Source organism: Halalkalibacillus halophilus DSM 18494 (assembly GCF_000423105.1).
Taxonomy (GTDB): domain Bacteria; phylum Bacillota; class Bacilli; order Bacillales; family Alkalibacillaceae; genus Halalkalibacillus; species Halalkalibacillus halophilus.
Genome location: NZ_AUHI01000011.1, coordinates 19,936 through 45,353 on the forward strand (window position 1 = coordinate 19,936; position 25,418 = coordinate 45,353).

Annotated in this window: 27 protein-coding genes and 2 riboswitches; of the genes, 22 read left to right on the plus strand and 5 right to left on the minus strand. The window is 37.2% G+C overall.

Features of this window, described 5'->3' with window-relative positions; genetic code table 11:
• Positions 1-5: 5 nt before the first annotated feature.
• The 3 genes from G532_RS0107870 to G532_RS0107880 form a co-directional block, all read right to left on the minus strand.
• Entirely contained in the window at positions 6-851 is an 846-nt protein-coding gene (locus G532_RS0107870; protein WP_027964313.1) for a metal ABC transporter permease, read from the minus strand.
• Positions 852-871: 20 nt separating this feature from the next.
• Positions 872-1,624, minus strand: coding sequence for a metal ABC transporter ATP-binding protein (locus tag G532_RS0107875; RefSeq protein WP_027964314.1), 753 nt, complete (start codon positions 1,622-1,624; stop codon positions 872-874).
• 73 nt (positions 1,625-1,697) lie between these two features.
• On the minus strand, positions 1,698-2,741 hold the full coding sequence (locus G532_RS0107880) for a metal ABC transporter solute-binding protein, Zn/Mn family (RefSeq protein ID WP_027964315.1): 1,044 nt from the start codon (positions 2,739-2,741) through the stop codon (positions 1,698-1,700).
• 149 nt (positions 2,742-2,890) lie between these two features.
• Between G532_RS0107880 and G532_RS0107885 the strand changes: the two genes are divergently transcribed.
• The 11 genes from G532_RS0107885 (at position 2,891) to G532_RS0107940 (ending at position 12,571) form a co-directional block, all read left to right on the plus strand.
• Positions 2,891-3,277, plus strand: coding sequence for a DUF302 domain-containing protein (locus G532_RS0107885; RefSeq protein ID WP_027964316.1), 387 nt, complete (start codon positions 2,891-2,893; stop codon positions 3,275-3,277).
• Between the two features lie 105 nt (positions 3,278-3,382).
• On the plus strand, positions 3,383-3,847 hold the full coding sequence (locus G532_RS0107890; protein ID WP_281170534.1) for a PCYCGC motif-containing (lipo)protein: 465 nt from the start codon (positions 3,383-3,385) through the stop codon (positions 3,845-3,847).
• Between the two features lie 65 nt (positions 3,848-3,912).
• Entirely contained in the window at positions 3,913-4,119 is a 207-nt protein-coding gene (gene copZ / locus G532_RS0107900) for a copper chaperone CopZ (RefSeq protein ID WP_027964318.1), read from the plus strand.
• A 169-nt stretch (positions 4,120-4,288) separates the two neighbouring features.
• Positions 4,289-5,206 (plus strand): proline dehydrogenase family protein, encoded by a 918-nt coding sequence (locus tag G532_RS0107905; RefSeq protein WP_027964319.1) that lies wholly within the window; start codon positions 4,289-4,291, stop codon positions 5,204-5,206.
• A gap of 131 nt (positions 5,207-5,337) precedes the next feature.
• Positions 5,338-7,722 (plus strand): 3-hydroxyacyl-CoA dehydrogenase/enoyl-CoA hydratase family protein, encoded by a 2,385-nt coding sequence (locus G532_RS0107910; protein WP_027964320.1) that lies wholly within the window; start codon positions 5,338-5,340, stop codon positions 7,720-7,722.
• A 36-nt stretch (positions 7,723-7,758) separates the two neighbouring features.
• A complete protein-coding gene (locus G532_RS0107915) occupies positions 7,759-8,934 on the plus strand; it encodes an acetyl-CoA C-acetyltransferase (protein WP_027964321.1) in 1,176 nt (391 codons plus the stop codon).
• 44 nt (positions 8,935-8,978) lie between these two features.
• The gene (locus tag G532_RS0107920) at positions 8,979-10,757 is read left to right on the plus strand and encodes an acyl-CoA dehydrogenase family protein (protein WP_027964322.1); all 1,779 of its coding nucleotides are present in this window, start codon (positions 8,979-8,981) and stop codon (positions 10,755-10,757) included.
• A gap of 166 nt (positions 10,758-10,923) precedes the next feature.
• Positions 10,924-11,280 (plus strand): arsenate reductase family protein, encoded by a 357-nt coding sequence (locus G532_RS0107925; RefSeq protein WP_027964323.1) that lies wholly within the window; start codon positions 10,924-10,926, stop codon positions 11,278-11,280.
• Positions 11,281-11,363: 83 nt separating this feature from the next.
• The gene (gene gcvH / locus G532_RS0107930; RefSeq protein WP_027964324.1) at positions 11,364-11,747 is read left to right on the plus strand and encodes a glycine cleavage system protein GcvH; all 384 of its coding nucleotides are present in this window, start codon (positions 11,364-11,366) and stop codon (positions 11,745-11,747) included.
• Positions 11,748-11,880: 133 nt separating this feature from the next.
• Positions 11,881-12,240 (plus strand): toprim domain-containing protein, encoded by a 360-nt coding sequence (locus G532_RS0107935; protein WP_027964325.1) that lies wholly within the window; start codon positions 11,881-11,883, stop codon positions 12,238-12,240.
• 1 nt (position 12,241) lies between these two features.
• On the plus strand, positions 12,242-12,571 hold the full coding sequence (locus G532_RS0107940) for a thioredoxin family protein (RefSeq protein WP_027964326.1): 330 nt from the start codon (positions 12,242-12,244) through the stop codon (positions 12,569-12,571).
• 59 nt (positions 12,572-12,630) lie between these two features.
• On the opposite strand, the gene G532_RS0107945 is transcribed toward G532_RS0107940, so the two are convergent.
• The gene (locus tag G532_RS0107945) at positions 12,631-13,056 is read right to left on the minus strand and encodes a TlpA disulfide reductase family protein (RefSeq protein ID WP_027964327.1); all 426 of its coding nucleotides are present in this window, start codon (positions 13,054-13,056) and stop codon (positions 12,631-12,633) included.
• Between the two features lie 88 nt (positions 13,057-13,144).
• Positions 13,145-13,253: riboswitch (SAM riboswitch) on the plus strand.
• A 99-nt stretch (positions 13,254-13,352) separates the two neighbouring features.
• Positions 13,353-13,468: riboswitch (SAM riboswitch) on the plus strand.
• Positions 13,469-13,559: 91 nt separating this feature from the next.
• Between G532_RS0107945 and G532_RS0107950 the strand changes: the two genes are divergently transcribed.
• The 3 genes from G532_RS0107950 (at position 13,560) to G532_RS0107960 (ending at position 16,244) form a co-directional block, all read left to right on the plus strand.
• The gene (locus tag G532_RS0107950) at positions 13,560-14,585 is read left to right on the plus strand and encodes a methionine ABC transporter ATP-binding protein (RefSeq protein ID WP_027964328.1); all 1,026 of its coding nucleotides are present in this window, start codon (positions 13,560-13,562) and stop codon (positions 14,583-14,585) included.
• On the plus strand, positions 14,578-15,246 hold the full coding sequence (locus G532_RS0107955) for a methionine ABC transporter permease (protein WP_027964329.1): 669 nt from the start codon (positions 14,578-14,580) through the stop codon (positions 15,244-15,246). The genes G532_RS0107950 and G532_RS0107955 overlap by 8 nt, the downstream gene beginning before the upstream one ends.
• Before the next feature lie 95 nt (positions 15,247-15,341).
• A complete protein-coding gene (locus tag G532_RS0107960) occupies positions 15,342-16,244 on the plus strand; it encodes a MetQ/NlpA family ABC transporter substrate-binding protein (protein WP_027964330.1) in 903 nt (300 codons plus the stop codon).
• A 77-nt stretch (positions 16,245-16,321) separates the two neighbouring features.
• On the opposite strand, the gene G532_RS0107965 is transcribed toward G532_RS0107960, so the two are convergent.
• Positions 16,322-16,663, minus strand: a complete 342-nt coding sequence (locus G532_RS0107965) for a hypothetical protein (protein ID WP_027964331.1) — start codon at positions 16,661-16,663, stop codon at positions 16,322-16,324.
• Positions 16,664-16,974: 311 nt separating this feature from the next.
• On the opposite strand from G532_RS0107965, the gene G532_RS15005 reads away from it, so the two are divergent.
• From G532_RS15005 to G532_RS0108005, 8 genes are all read left to right on the plus strand, one after another.
• Positions 16,975-17,154 (plus strand): YuzK family famiily protein, encoded by a 180-nt coding sequence (locus G532_RS15005; RefSeq protein ID WP_035512775.1) that lies wholly within the window; start codon positions 16,975-16,977, stop codon positions 17,152-17,154.
• A gap of 366 nt (positions 17,155-17,520) precedes the next feature.
• Positions 17,521-18,306 carry a Fe-S cluster assembly ATPase SufC gene (gene sufC, locus G532_RS0107975; RefSeq protein ID WP_027964332.1) on the plus strand — a complete coding sequence of 262 codons (786 nt, stop codon included), beginning with the start codon at positions 17,521-17,523 and terminating at the stop codon, positions 18,304-18,306.
• Positions 18,307-18,326: 20 nt separating this feature from the next.
• A complete protein-coding gene (gene sufD, locus G532_RS0107980) occupies positions 18,327-19,634 on the plus strand; it encodes a Fe-S cluster assembly protein SufD (RefSeq protein WP_027964333.1) in 1,308 nt (435 codons plus the stop codon).
• Positions 19,634-20,857, plus strand: a complete 1,224-nt coding sequence (locus G532_RS0107985; RefSeq protein ID WP_027964334.1) for a cysteine desulfurase — start codon at positions 19,634-19,636, stop codon at positions 20,855-20,857. The genes sufD and G532_RS0107985 overlap by 1 nt, the downstream gene beginning before the upstream one ends.
• Positions 20,847-21,293 (plus strand): Fe-S cluster assembly sulfur transfer protein SufU, encoded by a 447-nt coding sequence (gene sufU / locus G532_RS0107990; RefSeq protein ID WP_027964335.1) that lies wholly within the window; start codon positions 20,847-20,849, stop codon positions 21,291-21,293. Before G532_RS0107985 ends, sufU begins: the two co-directional genes overlap by 11 nt.
• 42 nt (positions 21,294-21,335) lie before the next feature.
• Positions 21,336-22,736: a Fe-S cluster assembly protein SufB gene (gene sufB, locus G532_RS0107995; RefSeq protein WP_027964336.1), complete on the plus strand. Its 1,401-nt coding sequence runs from the start codon at positions 21,336-21,338 to the stop codon at positions 22,734-22,736.
• A gap of 449 nt (positions 22,737-23,185) precedes the next feature.
• Complete coding sequence (locus G532_RS0108000) at positions 23,186-24,016, plus strand: sulfite exporter TauE/SafE family protein (RefSeq protein WP_027964337.1); 831 nt, start codon at positions 23,186-23,188, stop codon at positions 24,014-24,016.
• Positions 24,017-24,031: 15 nt separating this feature from the next.
• Entirely contained in the window at positions 24,032-25,414 is a 1,383-nt protein-coding gene (locus G532_RS0108005) for a bifunctional metallophosphatase/5'-nucleotidase (protein ID WP_027964338.1), read from the plus strand.
• Positions 25,415-25,418: the final 4 nt, after the last annotated feature.

Here is a 25,418-nt window from a genome sequence, read left to right on the forward strand (position 1 = left end):
TTTTATCATCCTTTATATTTATAACTGAAGTAAAACTTCTTCGCTAATAAAGTCGCTCCTAACAGGAATGCAGCGATTATGACGATCGTACCTCCAGGTGGGATTTCTAAGTAATACCCTGAGATTAGACCTGTAATAACAGCTACTTCTCCGTAAATAATACTATATAATATAGTTTGTTTAAAGCTTTTGGCAACTCTAATTGCTGTTGCAACTGGCAATGTCATTAAAGCTGAAACAAGTAGCACCCCTACAATGCGAATAGATGCCGCAATGACTAAAGCAGTCATAACAATGAATAAGTAGTGAATCAATTTAGCTCTTATACCCGAAACGGTTGCAAATTCTTCATCAAAGGACAAGGCAAATAATTCTTTATATAAAAATATAATAACGAATATAACAAAAACAGAAGTGAATAAGATTACATATAAATCTGAACGACTAACTGCAGCAACAGATCCAAATAGATAGGCAAAGATATCTGTGTTAATTCCATCTGCAAGGGCAATAAATACAACACTCATCCCCACCCCTAAAGACAAGGTAATAGGAATTGCTATTTCTTGAAATGCTTTATATATACTGCGCAAGTTTTCAATGACGATAGCTCCACCAATCGCGAAAAATATACCGGTGTGAAAAGGTGTAAAAAATAATAGCGTATATTTTTTTTGCATAAATAAACCGAAAGCGATCCCAGCTAAAGTCACGTGAGATAAACCATCTGCAATCAATGATAGTCGCCTAACTACAATAAAAGTACCTAATAAAGGGGCGATTAAACCTACCAATAAGCCAGTGTAAAATGTATTACGTAATAATTCGAAACTTAACATTGCATCTAACATACTAAAAGAATCCTTCCTACCTAATGATCATGCGTAATCGTGTGCATGTCATGTCCATATAATTGTGACCTTTGCTCATCTGTCATGCTCTCAAAATCACTCGGGTTCCCATGATAGTGAATGGTTTTATTTAAACATAGTAGATCTGTTACGTGCGTGGTGATCGAACCGATATCGTGTGAAACTAAAATTAAACTAATACCTAGTTGTTTGTTTAAATCTGAAAGTAGTTTATAAAAGTTTTCTACATTCTCTGTATCTACGCCAACAGTTGGTTCGTCCAGGATTAATAGACTCGGCTTATTTACAATCGCTCTTGCAATAAACACACGTTGTTGCTGTCCACCTGATAAATCACCTATATTCGTATTTGCATACTCCATCATATTTACTAAGTCGAGTGCTTCAAATATTAAATACTCTAGTTTTTTTTGAGAGGGTTTAAAATAACCAATTTTACTAGTGAGCCCCATGCCTACAACTTCTTTAGCAGTAGCAGGGAAGCCACGATTAAAAGAGTTTGCTTTTTGGGATACAAAGCTGATATGCCCTTTATTTGCGAATTTTTGAATTGGTTTATCGAATGCTTCGATCGACCCTTTTTGAAGCTTTTCTAGTCCTAACAGTAATTTAATGATAGTGGTTTTACCGGAACCGTTAGGCCCAACTAATCCAACAAATGCCCCTTCATCAATGGAAAATGACACATCTTCTAGAACCAAATGTCTGTCATATCTATGTGACACATTCGATACTTCTATTAATTGACCCATCGAATTCCTCCTTTTATATAATAAATGAAAAGAAGGCGAAACGATCTACGCGTAGATTGTTTGCCGCCTTTCCTTACCTATTCATTGTGTCGATTAATGTCTCTAGGTTTTCTTCCATGATATCTATATAATCTTTATCATCTTCCACATCATCCGTTGTACGTGTCTCAAGTGTGTGCAAGTGATAGGCTTCCAATTCTAAATCATCTGCAATTGTTTCAGCCAAGCGATCATCGCGATTAACTTCGTATATAATGTGGTCAATTTTAAGTTCCTCTAATGTTTCAAATAACTCTTGTAGCTCTCGCTGAGAAGGCTCCTGTGAAGAAGATAATCCTCTGACCGCATATTGTTCAATTGGATAGCGTTCTTCCCAATATCCGAATGCTTTGTGTGCTACTAAAATATTATGTTGGTCCACACCATCAAATGCTTCTTGGTAGCTATTATCTAATTCTATCATCTTTTCTTCAAATTGTTCATAATTTGCTTGAAAATCTTCTTCTAATTCTGGATATAAAGTAACTAATTCATCTAACAAAATTCCACCTGCATCAATCATTCGCTGTGGATCAAGCCAGAAGTGAGGGTCATTGTCGCCATGGTCATGATCGTGGTCATGTTCATCGCTATGTGAATGTTCCTCTTCTTCATCATGAGAGTGTTCTTCATCGCCATGTTCTTCTTCGTCATGAGAATGCTCTTCATCACTATGTTCATCCTCGTTCTGGGCATGCTCTTCCTCATATTCCATAAATAAAGATTCGTTTTCCGCTAGGCTTTTTGTATGAACACCTTCACCTGAAAGGGTTTCTGACATTGTTTCAGCAAAGGCTTCCATGTCTGCCCCGATATAAAAGAATGCATCTTTATCCGCATATTCCACCATATCCCTTGTAGAAGGCTCATATACATGGGCATCCGCTCCTGCTGGAATAACAGTTTCGACATCAACTTGGTCTCCAGCGATTTCTGATACGAGGTATTCTATAGGATAAATGGATGTAATAATTTCTCGGTTTTCTTGTTCTTCACCTGACTGTTCCTCATCTCCACAAGCAGCCAAATATAAAATGAATAATAAGCTACTAAATAAAAGCAATTTCTTATAATGCATGGTCTCGCTCCCTTATCTATTTTAAGTCTATAAGGATTATATCGTAACGGTTTCGATTTGTAAATAGTAATTATTACGATTTAATAAAGTTTAATATATAATACAATTTGGGTACACTTATTAATAGGTTTATAATAGGAGGGAATATCATGTTTGATTATACAGTGACAACTAATAAATCAATTGATCAAGCTGTTGAATCGGTTTCAGAGCATCTACAGGAAGTTAAATTTGGCGTGTTATGGGATTTTGATGTAAAGGAAACACTGCATAATAAAGGTTTTGATGATTTTAATCAATCATTCCGTATTTTGGAAGTCTGTAATCCCAAAGCTGCCAAAGAAGTATTGGCGATGGAAGAAAAAGTTAGCTACTTCTTACCTTGTAAGATTGTGGTTTACGAGAGTGAAGGAACAACTAAAATTGGTATGCCCCGTCCGACGGTATTAATGAAAGACATATCTGATTCTGAAGTTCAAAGTTTTGCTAAAGGAATTGAAGAAACAATGATTGCTGCAATTGATGGAGCAAAATAGTCATATTTTTTTAAAATTAAGCTAAGCTGAAATACAATTTCCGTGTTATAGTATAAGAAACTTTTACATGGAAAGGACTGGACAATGAATAAAAGTATCTTATGGATGTTAACTTTGTCTATAATATTAGTGGCATGCTCTAGTTCTATAGAGGAAAACGATGCAGGTATTCGCGTGGATTCTTCACTAGGAAACTTGGATTATAATATAGAGGAAGAAGCATGGTCACCACAACTTGCTTCTGTGTTTGAAGATGAATCCATGCAACCAATGATGGAAGCATATGAAATTGCGATTCATAATGAGGAATTAATTCAACAGATGCCTTGTTATTGTGGATGTGAGTCACAGGGACATGAACATAATCAAGATTGTTTTGTTTATGAAGTGGAAGGGAATATTGCCACATTAGATCAAATGGGCTTTGGTTGAGCAATTTGTGTAGATATAGCCCGTGAGGCTAAACAATTGCAAGAAGAAGGTTATGAAATCGCTGAAATTAGAGAGATTATTGACGCAAATTACGAAGAGTCGGGTTTAAAACCAACACCTACACCGGAACCAGAATAAATTACTTGAAATATTCTTAACATTTCGTAATAATAGGTCCAAATGGATGAAAGGTAGTGAAGGAAATGGAACATACAATAAGTGTTCAGGGAATGACATGTGGAAATTGCAAACAAGCTGTACATGGAGCGCTAAAAGACTTACCAGGTGTAGCTTCGGTGGAAGTTCACTTAGACAGTGGAAAAGTTGATGTTGCTTATGATGAAGACACATTAACAAAAGATGATTTGAAAGAAGCAATTGAAGAGCAAGGGTACGATGTAGTTAATTAAATAATCAAATACTCTAAACACCTCTGTTTAGAGTATTTTTTTGAGGTTTAACCTAAAATAGATGCTTAAAAATTAATCTAGTAATCTTTTTTAAAAATCATTAAGTTTTATAGAAAAAAGTGATAGAATAGAAAGCGGTTTCATTACGTTATTAAATGGAGGAACATATATGGAAAAAGTGTTAAGGCAATTCTTCTTATTTTTATCAGATAATAAAATATTTACTAAATTAGCGAAAAGGTATGGGCTTAAATTTGGTGCCAAGCGCTTTGTAGCTGGGGATAATATTGGACATGCAGCGGAAAAAATCCGTGATCTTAATAATCAAGGTATGGGTGTTACGTTAGACCATTTAGGTGAATACGTAATGGATGAAAAAGAAGCTAAGGAAAGAACAATCGAAACAGTTAAATCAATCAAAGTAATCGACAAGCTAAATTTAGATTCACAAGTGTCCGTTAAAATGACCTCGATGGGGTTAGATATTTCTGAAGACCTAGTTATGTTTAATATGAGGAAAATTCTGGATGCAGGTAAACAACATAATGTATTTGTCACCATTGATATGGAAGATTACCAACGTTTAGATACTACATTAAGAATTTTCGAAGCATTAAAACAAGAGTACGATGGGGTAGGGACCGTTGTGCAATCCTATTTATATCGTACACAAGACGATCTAGCTCATTTAAATCAATACAATCCAAATATTCGATTAGTTAAAGGCGCGTATAAAGAATCGGAACAAGTTGCATACCCTAATAAGAGAGATGTAGATCGTAACTTTAAACAAATGATCAAACAACATTTAAGCAATGGGAATTTTACTGCTGTAGCAACCCACGATGAGAATCTTGTTGAGTTCACTAAGAAATATGTTGAAAAAAACAATATATCTCGTGATCAATTTGAATTTCAGATGCTTTATGGAATGCGTATTGAAATGCAGCGTGAACTAGTTAAGGAAGGGTACAAGGTACGAGTTTATGTCCCTTACGGAAAAGACTGGTATGGTTATTTTATGCGTCGTTTAGCAGAACGCCCTGCGAATGTTGCATTTGTTGTAAAAGGTATTTTGAAAAAATAATCCAGATAAGGATTGCGAAATATCAGAAAATATTTTATAGTAAGAAGTAGATTGTTTTGGGTAGCTTGCTATCCAAAATTTTTTACAAGAAAATGAATGAGTATTCATTCAAATGGATAGGGGGAGCATTCATGAACGGTAAAATCAAACGTGCTGCAGTCTTAGGGTCCGGGGTGATGGGATCTGGCATTGCTGCTCATTTAGCTAATTTAGGAATTCCAACCATTATGTTAGATATTGTTCCTAGAGATTTATCGGAGGATGAAAAGCAAGACCCGCGAGCGCGAAATAAAATCGCAGCGGAAAGTAAAAAGAAACTTACGAAGCAAAATCCATCTCCAATTACTACGAAAAAAAGTCTGGACTTAATTTCAGTAGGTAACTTTGAAGATGATATGGAAAAATTATCGGATGTGGATTGGGTGATTGAGGTTGTTGTTGAGAACCTTGACGTAAAGAAGAAAGTTTATGAACAAGTGGAAGCAAATCGTAAAGAGGGCTCCATTATAAGTTCTAATACTTCTGGTATTTCAATCGATGCGATGGCGGAAGGACGCTCGGAGGATTTCAAGAAGCACTTCTTAGGTACGCACTTTTTCAACCCACCTCGCTATTTGAAATTGTTAGAAGTCATTCCAAATAAAGAAACGGATCCAGACGTTTTATCATTTATGAAAAAGTTTGGAGAAGATGTGTTAGGTAAGGGAGTAGTTGAAGCGAAAGATACTCCTAACTTTATTGCGAATCGAATTGGTACGTATGGACTGTTAGTTACTGTCCAGGAAATGCTCAAAGGCGGCTATAGTGTAGGGGAAGTGGATTCTGTAACAGGCCCTATGATCGGCCGACCAAAGAGTGCTACCTTCCGTACATTAGATGTAGTTGGTTTAGACACATTCGTTCATGTTGCTAAAAATGTCTACGATCAAGTCGAAGGCGATGAAAAGCAAGTATTTGACGTGCCTGACTTTATGAAGCAAATGAATGAAAAGGGAATGTTAGGTGCTAAATCGGGCCAAGGATTTTATTATAAGAAAAAAGGTGAAAAGGGTAGCACAATTTATGAAATTAACCCAGAAACCTTAGAATACGAACAAGAACAACAAAAGTTGAAAACACAAGCGTCCGGAGCTGCTAAGCAGGAAAAAGGGCCGAAGCGTAAACTGAAAGCGCTTGTATCTGCAAAAGGAGACCGTGCTGGTGACTTGGTTTGGAACATTTCTAAACCTACGCTAATTTATTCTGCAGAACTTTCAGGTGAAATTGCGGATGATATTACGCAAATTGATGACGCAATGAAATGGGGCTTCGGTTGGGAAATCGGTCCATTTGAAATGTGGGATGCAATTGGTGTAGCAAAATCTGTAGAACGTATGAAAGAAGAGGGAAATACAGTTCCTCAGTGGGTTCAAGATATGCTTGAGAAAGGCTTTGAAACTTTCTACAAAACGGAAAATGGGAAATTATATTTCTATCACAATGGCGAGTACGTGGAGAAGGATGTTAATAAGAAAGAAATTAACCTTAATCTTCACAAACAAGCAAATGGAGTGATTAAGAAAAATAGTGGCGCGAGTTTAATTGACATTGGCGACGATGTTGCGCTACTAGAATTCACTTCTCCGAATAATTCAATCGGACTCGATGTAATTAAAATGGTGAATGATTCCCTAGAAGAAGTGAATAAGAATTATCGTGGTCTTGTGATTGGAAACCAAGGTAAGAACTTTTGTGTAGGTGCAAACCTAGCAATGATTTTAATGGAAGCACAGGAATTTAATTTCTTTGAGATTGAAATTGTTGTGAAACAATTCCAACAAGCAATGATGAATGTGAAATACAATGAAAAACCTGTTGTTGCTGCACCATTTGGCATGACTCTTGGTGGAGGAACAGAAATTACCTTACCAGCAGCTTCCGTGCAAGCGTCTCCTGAAACATACATGGGACTTGTTGAAGCTGGTGTCGGTTTAATCCCAGGTGGTGGTGGAAATAAAGAGCTTTACATGAAAGAACTTTCTGGCCTACCTGAAGGTTTAGATATTGATTTACAAAAAGTATCTAATGATGTTTTTGAGAAAATTGCTACTGGTAAAGTTTCAACCTCAGCAGCAGAAGCTAAAGAGCATGGTTTCTTAAATAATCACGATAAGATTAGTGCAAATGGCGATCATCTTATTTATGATGCGAAGCAAAACGTGATCGGATTATCTGAAGGTGGGTATCAAGCACCAAAACGTAACAAGATACCTGTAGTAGGTGAACCGGGCTATGCAACGATGGTTCTTGGTGCAAAGCAAATGCAATTAAGTGGGTATGCATCGGAGCATGATATTAAGATTGCGAAGAAGCTTGCAAATGTATTAGCTGGGGGTCAAATCAAATATGGTTCACTTGTTGATGAACAATATTTACTTGATCTTGAACGCGAAGCATTCCTTTCCCTTGTAGGGGAACAAAAGACGCAAGAGCGTATGATTCATATGCTTCAAAAAGGAAAGCCATTAAGAAACTAAAGATAAACCAATCCAATCCGAAGAGGAGGATCTAACGTGAGAGAAGCAGTTATTGTATCAGGTGCACGAACACCTGTTGGAAGAGCGAAAAAAGGAAGTTTCGCACATACACGTCCGGATGATTTAGCTGCATTAACGGTAAAAGAAACGTTAAAGCGTGCAAATAATTATGACGGAAAAATTGATGATGTAATTATAGGCTGTGCGATGCCTGAAGCAGAACAAGGCATGAACATGGCACGTCAAATCGCTGGGTTAGCTGGTTTAAGCAATGATGTACCAGGAATTACAATCAATCGTTACTGTTCATCAGGCTTACAAAGTATTGCCTATGCAGCAGAACGCATTATGCTTGGCTACTCCGAGGCGATTATCGCAGGAGGAGCGGAATCCATGTCACTTATTCCAATGGGTGGACATGTGATTAAGCCAAATCCAGGTCTAGTTGAAAATGCACCGGAATATTATATGTCGATGGGTCATACAGCTGAAGAAGTGGCTAACCGCTACGGGGTCAGTCGTGAAGACCAAGATGCATTTGCCGTTCGAAGTCACGAACGCGCAGCAAAAGCATTAAAAGAAGGTAAGTTTGACGATGAAATTGTGCCAGTCGATGTTGTTAATCGTCATGTTGGTGCTGACAATAAAGTAAAAGAGGAAACAGTTACAGTTTCAAAAGATGAAGGAGTTCGTGAAGGAACGACTCCTGAAACATTAGCTAAATTAAAGCCGGCATTTTCTGTAACTGGTTCCGTAACAGCAGGTAATGCTTCACAAATGAGTGATGGTGCTGCATCTGTATTAGTTATGGACCGCGAAAAAGCAGAAAAAGAAGGGCTTCAACCATTAGCAAAATTCCACTCCTTTACTGTTGAAGGTGTTGAACCTGAAGTAATGGGAATTGGACCTGTTAAAGCTATTCCACGTGCGGTTGAAATGGCTGGCTTAACAATGGATGATATTGGCTTATTTGAGCTAAATGAAGCCTTTGCTTCTCAGTCCTTACAAGTAATTCGCGAGCTTGGACTGGATGAAGAGATCGTTAACGTAAATGGTGGCGCAATTGCTTTAGGTCACCCACTTGGTTGTACAGGAACGAAGCTAACACTTTCTTTAATACATGAAATGAAGCGTCGTGACACGAAGTACGGTGTCGTAACAATGTGTATCGGTGGCGGCATGGGTGCAGCAGGAGTATTTGAATTACTTTAAGTATAAAAGTATTTGAAAATTTATAATCCATAAGGGGGATTATCATGGTAGAAGAAAAGTTATTAAAAGGTGGATCGTTTTTAGTTGAAGATGTGGACGCACAAGATGTGCTTACACCGGAAGATTTCAACGAAGAACACAAAATGATCGCTAAAACTACAGAAGAGTATATTAAAAATGATGTGTGGCCAGTATTAGATGATTTAGAAAATCACGAATTTGATAAATCAGTTAAGTTGTTACAAAAAGCTGGTGAACTAGGTTTATTAGGAATAGATGTTCCAGAAGAATATGGTGGTTTGGAGTTAGATAAAATCACTTCTTCTTTAGTAACGGAAAAGATGGCATTAGCAGGTGGTTTCCCCATCACTCATGGAGCACACGTTGGAATAGGTTCTTTACCTATCGTGTTCTTCGGTAACGAAAGTCAAAAACAACAGTACCTCCCAACGCTTGCAACAGGTGAGAAGATTGCTGCATATGCGTTAACGGAGCCTGGTTCTGGTTCGGATGCATTAGGAGCTAAAACTACTGCAGTATTAAACGAAGCTGGCACACACTATATTTTGAATGGTGAAAAACAGTGGATTACAAACTCTGCATTCGCTGATGTGTTCGTGGTTTACGCGAAAATTGATGGTGATAAATTCTCAGCATTTATTGTAGAACGTGAATTCCCTGGTGTTTCTACAGGACCTGAAGAGAAGAAAATGGGGATTAAATCTTCTTCTACTCGTACACTTGTGTTAGAAGATGCAGAAGTACCTAAAGAGAACGTACTTGGTGAAATCGGACGCGGACACGTCATTGCTTTCAACATTTTAAATGTTGGTCGTTACAAGCTTGCTATCGGCGGTGTTGGTGGTGCGAAGCGTGCACTTGAATTAGCTGCTCACTATGCAAATGAGCGTAAGCAGTTTAAAACACCAATCTCTGGCTTCCCGTTAATCCAAGAGAAATTAGCAAACATGGCGATTCGTACGTATGCTAATGAGAGTGCGGTTTATCGTACGGTAGGTCTATTCGAATCTCGTTTGGGTCAATTAACTAAGGAAGAATTGAACGATGGATCTGCAGTTGCAAAGGGAATTGCAGAATACGCGATAGAATGTTCGATGAATAAATATACTGCAACAGAACTACTGGATTATGTTGCAGACGAAGCAGTTCAGATTCATGGTGGGTACGGATTCATGGCTGAATATGAAGTGGAACGCATTTACCGCGACTCTCGTATTAACCGTATTTTTGAAGGTACGAATGAAATTAACCGCCTCATTGTTCCGGGAACCTTCCTGAAAAAAGCAATGAAAGGTGAGCTTCCTTTACTTGAGAAAGCAATGGGACTTCAAAATGAACTAATGTCTATGATGCCTGAAACTCCAGGAGATGAGGCGTTAGCACAAGAAAAGTACCTAGTTGGGAATGCGAAGAAAATTGGCCTAATCGCTGCTGGAATCGCTGCACAAAAGTATCAAGACAAAATCGAGCAAGAACAAGAAATCCTATCTAACATTGCTGATATTGCAGCAGAGATCTATAACATGGAGTCTGCAGTATTACGTACAGAAAAAGCGATCGCAAAAGATGGAGAAGAAAAGAGCAAGCAAAAGCTTCTTTACACACAAGTATACGTGCAAGAAGCGCTTGAATCGATCGAATCTCATGCCAAAGAAACATTAATTGCTGTAGAAGAAGGAGACAATCTACGTATGATGCTTTCCGCACTTCGTAAATTGACTCGCAGTGAACCATATAATGTAATTGCGAAAAAACGTGAGATCGCTAGTAAAATTATCAATGAAGAAAAATATGTTGTATAATCTTTTTCAATAAATATAACTCCGCCTAAGAGGACTAAATGATAGTCTATTGGCGGAGTTTTAGTTTGATTATGATCTGTTGACGCAAACTTTAAAGTTATTCAATTAAATTTTCTATCATTCATGTTATTATATGTATGTGTTTTAATATTCAGGAGGTGCGAACATGGCTTTAACGGTTTATCACTATCCCAATTGTGGGACATGCAAAAAAGCATTAAAATGGCTTGATTCTAACAATATCGAATATCATACAGTGCATATTGTAGAAAGACCACCAAGTAAATTAGAATTAGAAAACCTTGTAAATAATAGTGAATTACCAGTGAAAAAGTTTTTTAATACATCAGGTAAAAAGTATCGTGAATTAGAATTAAAGGATCAACTTCCGAATATGAGCGACGAGGAACAACTTGAACTGCTATCTACGAATGGCATGTTAATTAAACGACCAGTTGTTACAGATGGGAAAAAAGTTACTGTTGGTTTTAAAGAAGATGAATTTGTAGATACATGGAAATAATAGCTAGAAGTTAATGCAAATACAGTCTATTTTGTTGTATGATGAAGAAGAACATGTGAATTTGAAAATATGGAGGGTCCAAGATGAGTTTACCAAAAGAATTTCGTTATTCAGAAGAACATGAATGGGTAAAAGACGAAGGTGACAATCTACGTATTGGTATTACAGACTTCGCACAATCTGAATTAGGAGACATCGTATTCGTTGAACTTCCAGAAGTCGGCGATGATCTTGAGTTAGACGCACCTTTTGGTAGTGTTGAATCAGTTAAAACGGTATCAGAGTTATATGCTCCTGTTGCTGGTAAAGTTGTGGAAGTAAATGAAGACCTTGAAGATAGTCCAGAGCTAGTAAATGAGTCTCCTCATGAAAAGGCTTGGATGGTTGTTGTAGAACCAAGCGATAAGTCTCAATTAGATGACTTAATGGATGCAGATGCATACAAAGAAATGACGGAAGATGAGTAATTGCGAGGAGGCTGGTCCAAACAAAGGATCAGCTTTTTCTGTAAGCTAGGCTCTGTTTTTGATTCCTGTTGAATTTAACAATGGGCTTGAACCGAGCCATAACTTAAGACCCTTATAGAAAAATGGTGAAGTGATGGAAGATTTACCACGAGTAATAATAGTTGAAGGTAAACAGGACAAACGTAGAATCGAAAGAGTGATTCTAGAGCCGGTGGAGATTTTATGTACATACGGCACTATTAGCGCATATGCTTTAGATGAATTAATAGATAATTATCATTTATGGGACCGAGATGTTACGATTTTCACAGACACAGATGAACCAGGGATAAAACTCCGGAAGATTTTAAATCGCGAAATATCCCATGCAGATAACTTATTTATTGATAAGAAATACCGGCAAGTTGAAGATACACCGGAGCATGTGTTAGCATCGATTTTGCAAGCTGGGAACTTCCGTGTGAAGGTGGAATATTTGAAGGGATCTGAATAACATGCAAGAAATTGACCGCAAGCAAGTAAAATTTTTAACACATAAAAAACACCCCCAAATCGTTTTTGTAAATAGTCCATTTTGTGGGACATGTAAAGTGGCAAAACGTATGCTGAAATACATTGAAGAAACGTTGGAACAGGATAAATTCTATGAACTAAACGCAACATTAGCACCAGAATTTATGCAAGAACATAATATAACTAGTGTACCATGTTTAATTGTATTCCAATCGGGTGAGCCACTTGAGCGTATGTACACGTTTCATTCCGTACCATATATTTTAAAAGAGATGAGTCCGTATCTAACGCAGGCTGCGCAGAAAAAATAATCCCTTAACCAATTTATATGGTTAAGGGATTATTTTATTTAATTTTTATATTGTTGAAGTTAGCTGTTTGAAGGGAAATAATCCCCAACAATTTTTATTACTTCAAAGAACCCATCTTTATCACCGAACTTGCCAACAATTTCACCTTCTGGATCAATGATAATGGTAGTTGGGACCGAGTCACATTCGTAGAGATCATATATCTCACGGTCACGATCTTGAAGTGTTGGCTGGGTTAAGAATTTTTCTTTAAAGTCAATTGCTTCTTGTTCTTCTCGTTCACGTCCTGGGACGTTAATTGTAATCATTTCAATGCCATCATGCCGAATCGTCTTATAAAACTGTTCTTTTTTGGGTAAGTCGCGTGAACAATCTGGGCACCAAGAAACCCAAAAGGTAAGGACAACTACTTTACCTAGGTAGTCTTCTAAACGAAAAGTTTTTTCTTCTGTTAAATATGGTAGTTCAAATAAAGGTGCTTTCATAATTTCTCATCCTTTTTCATGAATTCTTGTTGACTTATCTTCTCACCCTATGCTAACATACATTTTATCGAAAGTTTAATAGCAACTATTCTTATCCAGAGAGGTGGAGGGACTGGCCCTGTGAAGCCCGGCAACCGTTGTGACATTGTTCATGATAGGTGCTAATTCCTGCGATGATTTTCATTGCAAGATAAGAAAGAGTACTCGATTGGACCTCTTTCTTATATTGGTGAGAAAGAGTTTTTTAATACGATAAAGCATTAATGCGGAGTCGCATAAATTGAATACAGAATACGATCTTATCCAGAGAGGTGGAGGGACTGGCCCTATGAAACCCGGCAACCATTAGGCAGACGTGTCTAGCAGGTGCTAATTCCATCAAAGTGAATGATTTCACTTTGGAAGATAAGAGAGCATTAGGTGAATTACTATCCTTTCTGTTCTCTTATGGAGCAGGAAGGTTTTTTATTTGGATAAGATAAAGAAAGTTGGGAGGAAGGCAAATGCTTTCAATCAAGGGGTTATCTAAGCAGTTTAAATTAAAACACCAAAATGTGATGGCAGTTGATGATGTATCAATCGACATTAATAAAGGGGAAATCTATGGTGTGATTGGCTATAGTGGTGCTGGAAAAAGCACATTCGTCCGACTGATCAATCGATTAGAAGATCCATCCAGTGGAGAGGTTCTTTTAAATGGTCAAGATCTAACTAAATTAAAACAAGGAAAACTACGCCAAGAAAGACAAAAAATCGGCATGATCTTTCAACATTTTAATTTATTATGGTCGCGAACTGTATATGAAAACATTGCTTTTCCGTTAGAAATAGCCGGAACACCAAAACAAGAGCGAGAAGATAAGGTAAATGAGCTAATTGATTTAGTTGGCCTAAAAGGTAGAGAGAAATCATATCCATCTCAACTAAGTGGAGGACAAAAACAACGTGTTGGTATAGCCAGAGCACTTGCTAATGATCCCGGAGTCCTCCTATGTGATGAGGCAACTTCAGCATTAGATCCTGAAACGACAGACGATATTTTAGACCTGCTAGTGGATATAAATGAAAAGTTGCAGCTAACGATTATTTTAATTACTCATGAAATGCATGTAATCCAAAAAATATGCCACCGTGTAGCAGTTATGGAACAAGGAAAAGTAGTAGAACAAGGTGATGTATTAGATGTATTTGTAAAACCACAAGCAAAAACAACGAAGAGATTCGTGCAGCAGTTAAGTCCTTTAGAACATCAGAGGGAACACTTAGAACAATTTCTAAATGGTAGAGATGATAGCCAAGTGTTGAAGTTACATTTCATTGGGGGGCATGCGAAGAAAGCTTTAATTAGCGAGCTATCCAAGAAACTCGATATAGAAGTGAATATTTTACAAGGTTCCATTTCACCAACCCAAGAAGGCGCATATGGAACATTGTATGTGGAAGTGAACGGTGCCCCGGATCTTATTGAACAAGCTGTTGAATATGCAAAAGGTTCAGGGGTGGAAGTTGAGGTGTTGAAACATGATTGATGCAATTTTTCCAAACGTTGATATGGATTCCATGTGGACTGCCACTTATGAAACACTCTATATGACAGTTATATCAGTAATAGGAACCTTTATATTAGGTATTTTATTAGGATTGGTACTGTTCTTAACTACAAGAGGGAATCTTTGGCAAAATATTTACTTGAATTCAGTTACAGCGATATTAGTAAACGTATTTCGTGCAATACCGTTTATCATACTGATCCTACTGTTATTCCCATTTACTGATTTTCTGGTAGGTACTATACGTGGTCCAAATGCAGCACTACCAGCTTTAATCATAGGAGCTGCTCCATTCTACGCGAGGTTAGTAGAAATAGCGTTAAAAGAAGTAGATAAGGGAGTAGTGGAAGCTGCAAAAGCAATGGGAGCAAAATCCCGCACAATTATTTTTAAAGTTTTATTACCTGAATCAATGCCAGCACTTATTTCAGGTATTACCGTAACAGCAATTGCATTAGTAAGCTATACCGCAATGGCTGGTGTTATTGGAGCAGGTGGACTAGGTGACCTAGCTTATATGCAAGGATTCCAACGACGCGACTTCGATGTTGTATTATTATCCACCATCTTTATAGTAGTAATCGTGTTCATCTTCCAATTCCTTGGTGATTGGATTTCTAAAACAATAGATAAAAGGTAATACGCATTATATGAATTTGGGAAACAATGGTTGGTGATTATGAAATGACTAACCGTGTTTTATAAATGAAAACAAATAAAAGGGGAGTTTTTAAGATGAAAAAATTATTATTTGCTTTACTCATTGCTTTATTAACAATTGCTTTAGTAGCTTGTGGAACAGACGATGAAAATGGTGAAGAAGATCAAACAAGTGGTGATGAAGAGTCAACTGAAGAAACAGATTCAGAAGAAACAGAAGGTGAAGAAGCTTCCTCAGACGAACTACGTGAAATAGTAATTGGTGCAGCGAACGTGCCCCATTCGGAAATACTTGAAGAAGCAGAATCATTATTAGAAGAAGAAGGAATTACCCTTCAAATCGAAGTTTATCAAGATTACGTTTTACCAAATGAAGATTTAGAAAATGAAACTCTCGATGCTAATTTCTTTCAGCACACTCCATATCTAGAGGATCAAAAGGAAGAGATTGGTTATGACTTTGTAAGTTTAGGTGGAGTTCACATTGAACCTATGGGAATTTATTCACAAGACATTACCGACCCTGAAGAAATTCCTGAAGGCACAGAGGTATTGATGAGCCGTTCTGTAGCTGACCACGGTCGTATTCTTTCTATATTACAAGAAAATGGTGTGATTGAATTAGACGAAGATGTGGATCCAGTTACAGCTGAAATTGATGATATCGTAGACAATCCTCGTAACTTAGAATTTGATGCAAGTATCGATGCAGGATTATTACCAGAGTATTATGAGAGAGAAGCGGATACTTTAGTTGCTATTAACACGAACTATGCAATTGAAGCAGGACTAGTGCCAACAGAAGATGCATTATTTTTAGAAGGCCCTGAATCTCCTTATGCTAATGTCATAGCTGTTCGTGCAGAAGATGAAGATGATGAAGATTATCAAAAAATAGTTGAAGTGTTACGTTCAGAAGAAATTCAAACATTTATGGAAGAAGAATATGACGGAGCGATTGTACCAGTAAGTGAATAATTACTCAAAGAAACTTGAAACGAAAAAAGTTTATTAATCATTCGCCCTCTCATCATCTTGATGTGGAGGGTGTTTTTTTATGTTAGAGAGAAAACCAAAAACAGACCTATCATAAGTGTCACAAGGCTAAGGAATGCTAATCTTTTGTTGTTTTTGTTGAGATATTTTAATTCTAAATACATTTGAAAAGGAAAATATATTAGCATGACCCCAACCCAATACCATTTAAAATGAACTCCCCAAAAGTAAAAGACAACAAGAAAAGGGGAACTTCCGATAATAATTGCTAACCTTCCCAAATAAGAAATGTCATCACCATCTCCTTCTGGGATTCTTGTTTTAAATTGATCAACAAAATAACGAGCTACATAATAGAAAATAACAGTGAACAACAACGCTGGATAAACTTCTTCTATCATTTCACTTCATCCTTTTTTCAAAATAATTAAATAATTATATCATACGTTTACTCCTTTCTTAATTGTTCATAACAATAAACTGCTACCACCTAAAAATAACAGGTAGGTGGCAAATTTAAAGCATTTGGTTCTATTTACGAGCATATAACGCTATTAATAATAAGAAAGGATATAACATCTATTCAGGTGTTTATATCCTTTCTTATGTGGGTAATCACTAACATAAGCGATTTTTGTATCGTTACATATAGTGTTATGATTCTATATGTAAACAAATTGAAAGGGATGATTTAGTCATTTTACACGAAAACATGATTGACTTGAATTACACAAGTGATATGGAGAAAGCGATGCAGGCATCACACGGCATGGGTTATGCTGAATATGGCCAGAAATTAGACCAGCGTTTAGCGGTCGAAAAGAAACGCGAGCTAGAATATCAACAATCAAGAACAATCATTACTGAATTTGATCGTATGGTACACCGTTAATATATAAATACAACATCCACTGTTAAGAAATTAGCAGTGGATTTTTTACTTTTATATGGTACTTGCTATCGAATTATGAAAAAAATATTTTTCAGCTAGTATATATAGAGGGATGAAGTAACAATCCAATGAGAACAGTTCTCAAGAGCATTATTCTTTTATTAATGTTACACTAGAATAGGTGCTTTTCATAAAAAAGCCCTTAATCGTTTAAATTAAACGAGTTTTTTACTATAATAGAAACAGTGTAGAATTGTTGGTTATTCGCACGAATCGATTTGCTTATAGTTTAGAAGTATTATAAACTAAGAATTATAATCAAGTGCAATAATCAAACATTTATTAATAGAAACTGGAGGTATTCAAATGGCAGCATCAACTTTAGAAATTAAGAATCTTCATGTACAAATTGAAGGTGAAGAAATATTAAAAGGGGTTAACCTAACAATTCGTGGTGGCGAATTCCACGCAGTAATGGGACCAAATGGTACAGGTAAATCGACTTTAGCTAGTGCAATTATGGGTCACCCTAAGTTTGAAATTACAGAAGGTGAAGTATTTTTAGACGGTGAAAACGTTCTTGAAATGGAAGTAGATGAGCGTGCACAAGCAGGTTTATTCCTAGCTATGCAGTATCCTAGTGAAATCAGTGGTGTTACAAACTCAGACTTCTTACGTTCTTCTATCAACGCACACCGTGAAGAAGGCGATGAAATTCCATTAATGAAATTCATTAAAGAAATGGACGGAGCTATGGATGATTTAGAGATTGATAAGAATATGGCACAGCGTTACCTAAACGAAGGTTTCTCTGGTGGAGAGAAGAAACGTAACGAAATTCTTCAACTTATGATGTTAAAACCAGCAATCGCGATTTTAGACGAGATTGACTCAGGTTTAGATATTGATGCTCTTAAAGTAGTAGCAAATGGTATTAACAAGATGCGCAATGAGGAGTTTGGTTGCTTAATTATCACTCACTATCAGCGCTTATTAGACTATATTACTCCAGATCATGTTCACGTAATGATGCAAGGTCGGGTAGTTAAATCTGGTGGACCAGAATTAGCTCACCGTTTAGAAGCAGAAGGTTATGACTGGATTAAAGAAGAACTAGGAATCGACGACGAAACTGTTGGCCAAAAGGCGTAAGCTAGATAGGAGGGTAACGAATGGCAGTGGAAACACAACTACCTTATGACAAACAATATATAACAGAATATTCAGATAAAAGAAATGAACCAAATTGGTTTAAAGATATACGATTAAAAGGATTAGAATTATCCGAAGAATTACCAATGCCAGTTGTCAAAAAGACTCGTATTCGTAATTGGAATTTCACAAACTTTAAGCACGATGTAGCTGGTGAAAAAATTAGCAGCTTTGATGAATTACCAGAAAGAATTCGTGCCCTGTTAGATGAAGATTCCGATAACAATAATCTCATCATTGTTCGTAATAATGATGTAGCCTATGCATCTTTAGAAGATAGTTTAAAAGATCAAGGTGTTATCTTTACGGATATTTTCACAGCAATGAATGAACACAGTGATTTAGTTCAAAAACACTTCATGCAAGAAGGCGTGAAAGTAGATGAGAATAAAATGACTGCTAGGCATGCAGCGTTGTTAAATAGCGGTATCTTCTTATACGTTCCGAAAAAGGTTGTAGTTGAACAGCCGATCCAAGTTATTTTTTGGCAGGAAGATCAGGAAGCGGCTTTCTTTAATCATGTATTGTTAGTAGCAGAAGAGCAAAGTGAAGTAACGTATGTTGAGAACTATGTTTCAGAGAATGATGAAGAAGAGACAGTAGCTAATATTGTAAGTGAAGTGTTTGCACATGATGCTTCTAAAGTATCTTATGGTGCAGTTGATCATTTTGCTAAAGGCACTACTTCTTATGTGAATCGTCGTGGAACTGTTGGTCGCGATGCAACATTAGAATGGGCACTTGGTCAAATGAATGATGGAAACACTATTTCTGAAAATATCACTAATTTGATGGGTGAAAATGCACTTTCTCATGCGAAAGCTGTTTCAGTTGGTCGTGGGAATCAAGCGCAAGATTTCACTGCAAATATCCGTCACTTTGGTAAGGCATCAGAGGGTTATATTTTACAACATGGTGTTATGAAAGATCAGTCTAGTGCGATATTTAACGGAATCGGAAAAATTGAACATGGTGCTTCTAAATCGAACGCAGAACAGGAATCTCGTGTATTAATGCTTTCTGAAGGAGCTCGTGGAGACGCGAACCCAATCTTATTAATTGATGAAGATGACGTTACTGCAGGACACGCGGCATCAGTTGGTCGTGTGGATCCATTACAATTGTTCTATCTTATGAGTCGTGGAATTTCACAACATGAGGCAGAACGTTTAGTAATCCACGGTTTCTTAGATCCAGTTGTGCGGGAGATCCCTATCAAAACTGTTCAAAAACAGTTAAGAGAAGTGATCGAAGGGAAAGTTAATTAATGACGAATATGGAAAGTGTCCGCAAGCAATTTCCGATTCTCAATCAAGAGGTAAATGGACATCCACTTGTTTATTTGGATAGTTCCGCTACTTCTCAAAAACCTTCATCTGTAATTGATGCCGTAAGTGATTATTACAAACAATATAATTCCAATGTTCACCGTGGTGTACACACATTAGGTACGTACGCGACGGAAGGATATGAAGGTGCTCGTGAAAAAGTAAAAGATTTTATTAATGCTTCTAGTATTAAAGAAGTTATTTTTACACGAGGGACTACTACAGCTATTAACACGGTAGCGTCAAGCTACGGACGTGACCACTTGCAGTCTGGCGATGAGATTGTTTTAACTAAAATGGAGCATCATAGTAACATTATTCCTTGGCAACAAATTGCGAAAGCCACTGGAGCAGAATTGAAATATATTCCGCTTCAAGAGGATGGAACAATTCTTATAGAGGATGTTGAAAAGCTCGTTACGGAGCGTACCAAGATTGTTGCCATGACACATGTTTCGAACGTTTTAGGAACAATAAATCCGATAAAAGAAGTGGCGAAAATTGCACACAAGCAGAACGCAGTCATTGTAGTTGATGGCGCACAAAGTGTTCCGCATATGCGTGTCGATGTGCAAGATTTAGACGCCGACTTTTATGCTTTTTCTGCTCATAAAATGTGTGGACCTACTGGAATTGGTGTTCTATACGGCAAGAAAAGTTTACTTGAAAAAATGGAACCCGTTGAATTCGGGGGAGAAATGATTGATTTCGTTAACCTACACGATTCTACTTGGAAAGAACTTCCGTGGAAATTCGAAGGTGGCACCCCGATCATTGCAGGTGCAATTGGATTAGGTAAAGCAATCGACTTTTTAAATGAAGTTGGTATGGACAATGTAGAAGCGCATGAATCAGAGCTTGTAAGCTATGCAATGGAACAGATGAACACAATTGATGGAATGACCATTTATGGACCTAAAAAACGTGCAGGACTAGTCACATTTAATCTAGATGATGTTCATCCTCACGATGGCGCTACCGCATTAGATTCACTCGGTATTGCTGTAAGAGCAGGCCATCATTGTGCTCAACCATTAATGCGTGAACTACAAGTCGCTGCAACTGCAAGAGCTAGCTTTTACCTGTATAATAATAAACAAGATGTCGATCTATTAGTAGATGGCCTCAAGAAGACAAAGGAGTATTTCGGTGATGTCTTTTAATAACCTAGATACACTTTATAGACAAGTGATTATGGATCATTACAAAACTCCTCGTAATCGCGGAAAGCTTGAGGGGGACCATATAACAGTTGAGATGAACAATCCAACTTGTGGGGATCGTATTGATCTACAGTTAAAATTAGATGATGGTATTGTACAGGATGCTAAATTCGAAGGTGAAGGATGCTCGATTAGTATGGCATCAGCATCCATGATGACACAAGTTGTTGTTGGAAAGCCTATCGAAGAAGCGTTGAAGATATCAAAAATGTTTTCAGATATGATGCTAGGAAATGAACTGGAAGATCACGATTATGACTTGGAAGATTTAGGTGATATTCAAGCATTACAAGGTGTTTCAAAGTTTCCAGCAAGAATAAAATGCGCGACATTAGCTTGGAAAGCAATGGAGCAAGGCGTAGAAAAGAACGACTAGTGAGCTAATACTCACTTTAATCATTTGAAGGAGGGTGAACGTATGGCTAAAAAAGCACCTGAAGTAGAAGAAGATTACAAATACGGATTTCACGATAAGGACGTATCGATCTTCCGTACAGAACGTGGACTTACAGAAAACGTTGTACGTGAAATTTCACGTCAAAAGGAAGAACCGGAATGGATGCTAGAGTTTCGCTTAAAAGCATTCAACCAGTTTCACAAAATGCCAATGCCTCAATGGGGCGGCGATCTGAACGAGTTAGATTTCGATGAAATTACGTATTACGTAAAACCATCTGAACAGTCTGAGCGTTCTTGGGATGAAGTACCTGAAGAAATCAAGCAAACGTTTGATCGTTTAGGTATCCCAGAAGCAGAACAAAAATATTTAGCTGGTGTTTCAGCTCAATATGAATCTGAAGTTGTCTATCACAACTTAGAGCAGGATCTAGAAGATCTAGGTGTAATCTTTAAAGATACCGATACTGCACTACACGAAAATGAGGATTTATTCCGTGAATATTTCGGAAAAATCATTCCACCATCTGATAACAAATTCTCAGCATTAAACTCTGCAGTATGGTCTGGTGGCTCATTCATTTACGTTCCGAAAAATACAAAAGTACCAACGCCATTACAAGCGTATTTCCGTATTAACTCGGAAAACATGGGTCAGTTTGAGCGTACACTAATTATTGTTGATGAAGGCGCTTCTGTACACTATGTAGAAGGTTGTACAGCACCAGTTTATACAACAAACTCTCTACACAGTGCAGTGGTTGAGATTTATGTTAAAAAAGATGCTTATTGTCGTTACACGACTATTCAAAACTGGGCAAACAATGTTTATAACCTGGTTACAAAACGTGCTTCAGCAGATGCAAATGCAACGATGGAGTGGGTAGATGGTAACTTAGGCTCTAAATTAACAATGAAGTACCCAGCGATCCTATTAAAAGGTGAAGGTGCACGTGGTATGACATTATCTATTGCTTTAGCAGGTAAAGGTCAGCACCAAGATGCTGGTGCGAAGATGCACCACCTAGCACCAAATACGTCATCTACGATTGTTTCGAAATCCATTTCGAAACAAGGTGGTAAAGTAACGTACCGTGGTATTGTGCACTTTGGTAAGAAAGCGGCAGGAGCTCGCTCGAATATCGAATGTGACACATTAATCATGGATAATGAATCAACTTCTGATACGATTCCTTTCAACGAAGTGTTAAATGAAAATATTTCATTAGAACACGAAGCGAAAGTTTCAAAAGTATCTGAAGAACAATTATTCTATCTGATGAGCCGTGGTTTATCAGAAGAAGAAGCAACAGAAATGATCGTAATGGGCTTCATCGAGCCATTCACGAAAGAACTTCCAATGGAATATGCAGTTGAAATGAATCGACTTATCAAATTCGAAATGGAAGGTTCCATCGGTTAATACCCAAAACCCTTGATATAATAAAATTATATCAAGGGTTTTTTATATTACACCGTTTGCTGGCATTGAAAGTTTTACACCCGAAAAGAGGTTTTTATGCCGGCAAATCACCTCTTATACCGGCAAACAACTTTATTCGCCCGAATAACCACTCCATATGCCGGCATAAGATTTTAGCCGCCCGATTCAATTTAAATAGCTACTTATATTTAGTCAGTAAAGTCCAAGGTGACACTATTCCCTAACTTGAAATGAAACTGATTTTATTGATTGTATGTAATCAGTGAATTATACATCGAGTAAAATTAGTAACAGCAAGGACGGTTAAAATCTACCTGAACTATGATAAAATATAGGCATGGGGCATAGTAAGCACAGAAGCTTTCTAGATCTCATGCTTTTTCTGTGTTTAAAATGAATATAAAAAACTTAGATTGAAGGAAATAAATATGGTTTTTCTTATCTTATTTTTAGTTGGTGTATTGAGTGCGATGATCGGCAGTGTTGCCGGATTAGGTGGAGGAGTAATTTTTGTTCCGGTATTATTATTCCTCGCCCAGTTTAGTGATGGCTTTTCGTGGGTAACCCCTCAAAATATAGTAGCCATTTCAGTTTTGTTGATGGTTTTTACAGGATTATCTGCTACCCTTACTTTTTTAAAGCGTAAAAGAGTAGATGTTCATAGTGCTTCTTTATTTTTAATAGGAAGTATACCAGGGGCATTAGTAGGGGTGTATATTAATGGCTATGTAGATATGGATTTCTTCCAGTTGTATTTTGGGTTGTTAATGTTATTAGTTGCTAGTATGTTTTTCATTAAAAAGAAGCTTTTATATAAATTAGAACATAAGCCGAAAGAAGTTAGACGTTTTCATATAGAAAGAACTTTTGATTTATCAGGTCATGAAACTACCTATTCTTATTCCTTAATTACTGGAATATCTATTGCCTTTTTTGTAGGGATGATGTCTGGTTTGTTTGGTGTTGGCGGAGGTTCCTTGATGGTGCCTGCTATGATTTTATTATTTGGTTTTCCCGCTCACATAGCTGCGCCGACTTCCATGTTTATGATCTTCTTCTCAAGCCTTGTTTCTTCTACGGCTCATATCGCAGCAGGGCATGTTTTATGGGCGTATGCTCTTGTTAGTATTCCAGGGGCTTGGCTAGGAGGTTATATTGGCGCGCATATCAACCAGCGACTCAATAGTACAGTGATTGAGTGGATCCTACGTATTATTATGATTGTCATTGGCATAAGATTAATTTCACAGACGTTTTAATAAAGGAGCTCCTATATGAAGGAATCTATCCATATATATTTCACAAGTGATTTACATAGTTATTTCCAGAGCTGGCCTTATACGATGCAGTCCATATCTCAGAAAATTAACCAACACGAAGAAGATGGAGAGTTCTACTTGCTGTTGGACAATGGCGATCATATGGACCGGGTTCATCCAATTACTGAAGCATCCTTAGGTCAAGCGAATGTGTCTTTATTAAATGCAGCAAACTATCATGCAGTGACACTTGGAAACAACGAAGGAATCACCTTACCTGAAGATGAATTGTATCATTTGTACGATGAGGCTACGTTTGATGTGGTCTGTGCTAATCTCCAAGCAGCTTCAAGAAAGAATCCTAATTGGTTAGCACCTTACAAAATATATGAAACGAAGCATCAAACGCGTATTGCTGTCATCGGGCTCACGGCACCTTTTCAATTGTTTTATGAAAAATTAAATTGGACTGCTCTAAATCCTTTTGATGTACTCGACGATCTAATACCAGACCTAGAATCAAAAGCGGATGTAATTATTGTCTTGTCTCATTTAGGAATAAATGATGATGAAGCAATTGCTCGAAACTATAATGTTGATGCTATCATTGGGGGCCATACGCATCATCTTTTAGAAAAAAGTAAAACGGTTAATGGCTCTACTATTCATGCAGCTGGAAAAAATGGATTGTATTATGGAGAAGTCTTTATAGAATACGATCATAAGACGAAAGAGTTAGTCACAAACCATGGAAGTGCATTATTAAATGCATCCACTCCTCATAAACAGACAAGTGAGCTACTGAATCAGTTAGAGATCGAAGCAAATGATAAATTAAATCAAGCTGTAGCAAATTTACAAGGGGATCTTCCAATCAATTGGTATGAAGAAACGACATTAATGAAATCATTTGTTCAGACATTAAAAGAGTGGACAGGTGCAGAGGCTGCGATGTTGAATTCAGGTGTTCTATTAGAAGGGTTCAAGAAAGGTATGGTTACAAAAAAAGCTGTACACCAGAGCTGCCCACATCCAATGAACCCTTGTACGATGATTCTTACTGGAAAAGAATTATTAGAAGCGATTCGCATGCTAGAATCTGATCATTATATTAATTTCGAATTAAAGGGGTTAGGTTTCCGAGGAAAGAAAATTGGAAAAATGATTTATGATGACATTGAACTTCACTACCATGAGGATTCTAATTACGTAGAACAGATATACCTTAAAGGCGAAGCAGTCGAAGCACAACGTTATTATAAAATAGCAACTGCAGATACTTTTTCATTTTCTTGGTTACTACCACCAATTTCAACTGTGAAAGAAAAACACTATTATATGCCTGAATTTCTTCGTGATGTTTTAGAAGTATGCTTAGCAAATATCGGTCGAAATTAAAGAG